Here is a 5,778-nt window from a genome sequence, read left to right as displayed (position 1 = left end):
CATGCTCCTACAAGGTTCCTGCGAAGATGCCTTATTTTAATAGAATCATAGCCTTAGATGCTAAGTCCATGGCATTGAGCGGTGATGGTCCTGCGTGAAGGAATCTTTGATGACAGAACCTTTGATGACGGAAGACATTGCGAAAGACAGTCCTGGAAGCCAAAAGATGACGGGATTCTGTGGCGAGGATCGCTCGCCGGCCTTGACTTGAGTCATTGCCGCCGGCATCCCGAGCGGACCGCAAATAACACGAATACATCGGTTGCGCCCGTAAAGAGCGGCAAGCGTGCGAAGGGTTTCATGAGCTGTTCTTTAGAATCCTGCGCTCAGCGCCAGTCGCGCAAAGGCTCGGCCGGAAAGAGCGGCGCCCTGAACGCGCCGGGGCTCTTGTCTCCGACACCATTTCGTCGCGAACTTCCTTAGATTCGCCCGCTTCGCCACCGGCGATCTTGCCCACATTGGCACATCGCTTCAGGGTTAAGGAAGAAGGTCGGGAATCGACCCACTGCTGACGCCCACCTTTCTGCCCTCCGTGGCAGCTTTGCGAGTTGGACCGGTCATCGCGGACGAGAGCGCCGTAGATACAATAGAAAAGACACACGCGAGTTCGGGGTATCCCACTCGTTCTGGCTAGCGATTCGACGCTCTCTTCGATGTTGAGAGCATGCCGTTCACAAACGCTCACAGGTGTCTCTGAAAGCGGAGTGGTCGGACTTGTTTCACGAGTTCTGCCAGCATACGCATGTCGGCGAGGAGCCAACCAATCGTCGCGACGATCAGGCCGGCTCTGAGACGATTATGCCAGCGTCTTAGTGCTCTTGCGGAGCGACCCGTAGCCAAGTCCAAAGAGCAGCGCCATAAGGCTGAACTCGCTGAGTTGGAACGCAGCACTGAGGCTGAGCAACCCGGCCGCCGCCACGAAGAAGACCGTAGTTCAAAACCAGAGCATCAGCACAGTGATGTTCGCAGGGCTCAACAACAATTCGTGGAGATCGCGGGCGCGCTCACAGGCTTTCCCGTCGCGTACTCCCGACCGAACCCGTCGCCGTAGACGCTCGCGACATAGAGGCCCATGCCCGTCACGAGGGTGAACAGCCCGGCGATTCTCGGCGACCGCTCCGGGCGCCGATAAGGGCAGCTGGCTAGACCACCTGCAGCCCGATCTGAGCCTGCTCGGATCGCGATTGCCTTGTGACACTCAGCGAGCGACAACCTGCTTGGTAAGCTTCGCATCGACGCGACTGCCTCTGGCCGAGCAGCCAACTGACGCGCGTCGACTCGCGTGCAAGACCAGAGTGCCATCAAAGAACAACGAAGCGCTTTCCACTATGATGGCAGGGTCTCTGCATCACACTGACGCAGCCTATCAACACGATCACCTGTCCGATGACGCCATCCGCCATGCCCAGAGTCGATACCGACCGCTTCTACCGTTACTCCCTTGAGCACTACGGCCACACCGCCAAAGGTGTGCAGTGGACTTCCGCCGACAGCCAATTGGCCCGCTTCGAGGCCCTGCGGCGGTTTCTGCCGGAGGATCTGTCGACCCTGACCCTCGCCGACGCGGGCTGCGGACTCGGGGATTTCTTCGCCTTCCTCAGCGCACGCGGGGAGCGTCCCGGACGCTATCTCGGGCTTGATGTGGTGGAGCCCATGGTGGAGGCAGCCCGGCTTCGCATCGGCGGGGAGATCCTGCTCCTGGATATCCTGCACGAAGACCTGCCTCAGGCCGACTACTACGTCTGCAGTGGGGCCATGAACACCCTGACGCGGGAGGAGACACAGTCCTTCATCGAGCGCTGCTTCATGGCCTCCACCGAGGGCTTCGTGTTCAATCTGCTCTTGGGACAGGACGCCCCGCTCAGCTACAACCTCTGCCGACCGGAAGAAGTGCGTGCCTGGACCGCCCATCTTGAGGCCGAGATAGCGATCGCTGACGACTATCTCCCGGAGGATTTCACGGTCGCCCTCAGACGTCAGCGCTGAGGGTGCTTGCACGCTCCCAGGTCTCCTGAGGCAGACTCACTTCGCGGCGTTGCGCTTCTCTGCCCCCCGAGCCGTCGCGGATTCACCCGATCTCGGCATTCGTACCGTCCTCGGCTGGACCGAGTTCAATGACGGTGTCTCCAACAGCAATACGCCCGGAATGGACGACGCGCGCCGTCAAGCCACCATGGCCACGCATCGCGATATAGCTCCCAGCGCCCAAGATCTCTTCCATGCGCGAGCAGGGATGAGCGCAGCCGGTGCCCTCCAGCACCGCCTCCCCGATCTGGAAGCGCCGGCCCTTGAGTGCGAGCAGGTTGATCCCGGACACCACCAGGTTGCGGCGCAGAATCTCGGGCGCAGGTGCGACACAACCCATCATGGCTCCGATCACCGCCAGGTGCTCGGCCTGGATCAGGGTGACTTGGCGCGTGCCACGTCGGCGGGCGCGATCATGATCGCCTTCCAGACCCTGACCAGCGATGGCGACGACGGACTCGGGTGTCTGCAGCGGTGCGCGCCGTTCGGGACGCTGGCCGATCCATTCCAGGCGTCCGGAGCGCGGAAAGCAGGCCTGCAGCGCATGAATATCTGGCATAGGATTCAGGGGAGCCGAAGGGAGGAGTAACACAGCCTGCCGTGGATGCCCATTTGGTTCAAATGACGGTCAATGCCTGAGCCCGATCTGCCCATGTCCCGTCTGATCCTGCATGTGGATCTCGACGCCTTCTACGCGTCGGTCGAGCAGCGCGACCATCCCGAGTGGCGCGGTCGGCCCCTGGTGGTCGGCGCCGAGCCGGGCCAGCGCGGGGTGGTCGCCACCTGCTCGTATGAGGCGCGCCGCTTCGGCGTGCACTCGGCCATGCCGATCGCGCAAGCCGTGCGTCGGCTGCCGCCGGAGACGATCTATGTGCGCCCGAGCATGGCGCGCTACGCGAAGGTCTCCCAGCAAGTCATGGGCGTGCTGGAGACCGTCTCCCCGGTGGTCGAGCGGGTTTCGATCGATGAGGCGTACCTGGATGTCTCCGGGCTGACGTCATTGGTGGGACCGCCCGCGATCATCGGGGCACAGGTCAAAGCACGGATCCGGCAGGCGGTTGGGCTCACCGCCTCGGTCGGGATCGGCCCGAACCGGCTCATCGCCAAGCTGGCGTCCGATGTGCAGAAGCCAGATGGATTGACGGTGGTCCCGCCCGAGCAGGTCGGCGACTTCCTCGCGCCCATGCCCTTCACCGTGCTGCGGGGCATTGGCGTCAAAACCGCTCCCCGGCTGGAGCGCCTGGGCGTGAAGACGATCGGGGATGTGCGTCAACTGCCGCTGGAGACGCTGCGTCAGCACCTCGGCGCCCGGACCGGGATTCAGGTCTACCAGCAGGCGCGGGGGCTCGCCGATGACCGGATCGATCCCGCCAGGCCGCGCCAGTCGATCTCCAGGGAAACGACCTTCCCGGAGGACGTGAGCGATCCGCGGATCCTGGAGGAGACCCTGCGCTGGGCCGCCCAGGAGGTCGGCTCGATCGCCCGGCAGACACGGCACTTGGGGCGTGTGGTCACGTTGAAGATCCGGTTCCACCCGTTCGAGACCCACACGCGCTCACGCACCCTGAAGGTGCCCACAGCGGACGACGCCGCGCTCTTTGGCGCCGCCTGGTCGCTGTTTGCGGCCGAGCCCTGGTCGGGCCGCCCGGTGCGGCTCATCGGGCTGGGGATCTCCGGCTGGTCAGCGACGGATGGCGGAGTCCAGATGGATCTGTTCGAGACGGCGGCACCCGAGCCCTGTCCGGAACACGACCGCTTGGCGGCGACCCTTGATGCCATCCGCAACCGATTCGGTGCGGACGCCATTCAGCGGGGGCTGAGCCGTCGCTCGCCGGGCTGAGCATCGAGGCGGGTTACGCCCAATACCGTTCAATGGAGCAAAGGGATAGCTGACGCAAAGCATTGAAATATGGATCGATTCAGCGTTTGAGCGCAAAATCACTTTTGACCGCAAGCGTTCCATAAGATGCTTTTAAAAACAGGAGGTTACGCCATTACTTGCCTCTTCCATTGAACGGTATTGACCTTAAACCGACCGGTCTAAAAACAATTCAGACGCTGTAGAGAAACCAACCATTGAAAAATCAAAAGCTTGCTGTTGAGAGGGCCTCTAAGATGGTCTTCAAGGCTAGAAAACGTCAAGAAGCAAGCCTTCAAAATCAGTCAGTTACTTCTTATACAGCGTCTCAGGCTCGGACCGGATTGCGTGCATTGCGCGAAGAGGGCGCCCTCCGGGGTGTAGTGCTCCCAGGACCAATCGCCCGTCTCTCGTCCTGGATGGGCGACGGCATAGCCAAAACGCACGGCGGTCTTGTCCATGGTCGCCGGCGGATAGGGCGCGACCCCTTCGATCAGCGGGGCGCCCGTTGCGTCCGCGAGCGGTCCGAAGGTTGGTGTCTCGTAACCGCTCGCTGGATCGAGCAGGGTGCCGCCATTGCCCAGGACTATCTGGGCCGGCAGATCCGGGATCTGCACGGCCTGCGCGACATGCAGATGACTCGAGAGGATGAGGTCGTAGTTGTCGAGCAATCCCAGCGACGCGACTTGCTGATCAACCGAGGTCCAGGGGGTCCAGAGCGGGTCGTCGGCGGGTTTGAAGAGGTCGGTGACATGCCCGAAGATGGGTCGATGCACTAGCAGCCAGGATTCCACGCCCTGGCTTCTGGACGTGAGCCTGGCCGCTTCCTCGTAACCCTGACGCTGAATCTCCGACCAGGAGGTGAGCGCGCCATCACCGCCATAGGTCGCGTCGACCAGCGCCAAACGCAGGGTGCGACTGAAATGAATGCGCAGATCGGTCGACCAGGTCGGCCGCAATCGGGGCGGCGGGGCCACCAGCACGCCATCTTGTTCGATCGGCGCGCAGACGTCGGCGCTGTCCATGAAGGGGTCGAAAAACAGGAAGTAGCCGTTGCCTCCCCGATCGCAGGCCTCGTGGTTGCCCTGAAGGATCACCAGGGGTGCCATCGGGAACAGCGGCGCCAGCGGCAAGAGCACGTCCGCGAGCCAGCCGTAGGCTGAGTCGGTGAAGGGGGCGCCGGTCAGCGGCGGCGGACTGGTGCCGCACAAGCCCTCTTGATCCGGCGGACAAGCGGCCTCCCGATAATAGAAATCGCCAAGATAGAGGACGACGTCGGGGCGGCGCTCGGCGATCCGCGCGGCGATCCTAGCCAGCGGCCACTCGGCGGTCGATCCGCAGTCCTGGACATCCGAGCCCTTGATCCGGCATCCGGTATCGCCGAGGACCGCGATTTCCCGAAGGCTGCGCGGGAGCGAGGCCGGAAGCTCGCGATGTCCCAAGTTGACCCGGATCGCGCCCTGGGGAATAGCCGCCTCGCAGACCGTCAACGCGCTGAAGGCCGGTGCCGTGGTCGCTGGCGCCAGACGTGCATCCATCTCGACACGCCGGCCCTGGTGAACCACGCCACGCGGACGGAAGGCGACCAGCATGTTCGGGCATTCAAGCCCAGCGGGGATGACGGCCCGCGCGATCAGTCCAGAAGCCGACTGACTCTCCGGGGCAACCAGGGTGTAGGCAACCAGGACCCCGTCGACGCCGGCATCCGGCGGGATGGCCGCCCTCGCGGTCTGAGTCTGCAACAGACCCAGCAGGCAGACTGCGCCGGCCAGGAGTGATCGTCCACGCGCACCCCAAGCCGCGAACGCCGAGGGCCATTGCAGAACTCCTGACATACGCCCATTAACTCGCTGAAATGGTGTTATAATTCTGGCTTGAATCGATAAATAAATACG

4 protein-coding genes are annotated in these 5,778 nt (G+C 62.9%); 2 read left to right on the top strand and 2 right to left on the bottom strand.

Going from position 1 to position 5,778, the window contains the following annotated elements; translation table 11 throughout:
* Positions 1-1,401: 1,401 nt before the first annotated feature.
* Positions 1,402-1,986 (top strand): class I SAM-dependent methyltransferase, encoded by a 585-nt coding sequence (locus tag G3480_RS24775; protein WP_164656897.1) that lies wholly within the window; start codon positions 1,402-1,404, stop codon positions 1,984-1,986.
* Positions 1,987-2,068: 82 nt separating this feature from the next.
* Here G3480_RS24775 and G3480_RS24770 read toward each other — a convergent pair whose 3' ends face one another.
* Entirely contained in the window at positions 2,069-2,584 is a 516-nt protein-coding gene (locus G3480_RS24770) for an MOSC domain-containing protein (protein ID WP_164656896.1), read from the bottom strand.
* A gap of 72 nt (positions 2,585-2,656) precedes the next feature.
* Here G3480_RS24770 and dinB point away from each other — a divergent pair, with 72 nt between their 5' ends.
* Positions 2,657-3,865: a DNA polymerase IV gene (dinB, locus tag G3480_RS24765; protein WP_240906048.1), complete on the top strand. Its 1,209-nt coding sequence runs from the start codon at positions 2,657-2,659 to the stop codon at positions 3,863-3,865.
* A 323-nt stretch (positions 3,866-4,188) separates the two neighbouring features.
* On the opposite strand, the gene G3480_RS24760 is transcribed toward dinB, so the two are convergent.
* Positions 4,189-5,718 (bottom strand): metallophosphoesterase, encoded by a 1,530-nt coding sequence (locus G3480_RS24760; protein ID WP_164656895.1) that lies wholly within the window; start codon positions 5,716-5,718, stop codon positions 4,189-4,191.
* Positions 5,719-5,778 lie beyond the last annotated feature (60 nt).

The sequence above is a fragment of the Thiorhodococcus mannitoliphagus genome (assembly GCF_010915725.1).
In the GTDB taxonomy this organism is placed as follows: domain Bacteria; phylum Pseudomonadota; class Gammaproteobacteria; order Chromatiales; family Chromatiaceae; genus Thiorhodococcus; species Thiorhodococcus mannitoliphagus.
The sequence above is the reverse complement of the archived record's forward strand: the minus strand, read 5'-3'. Positions and strand labels throughout refer to the sequence as shown.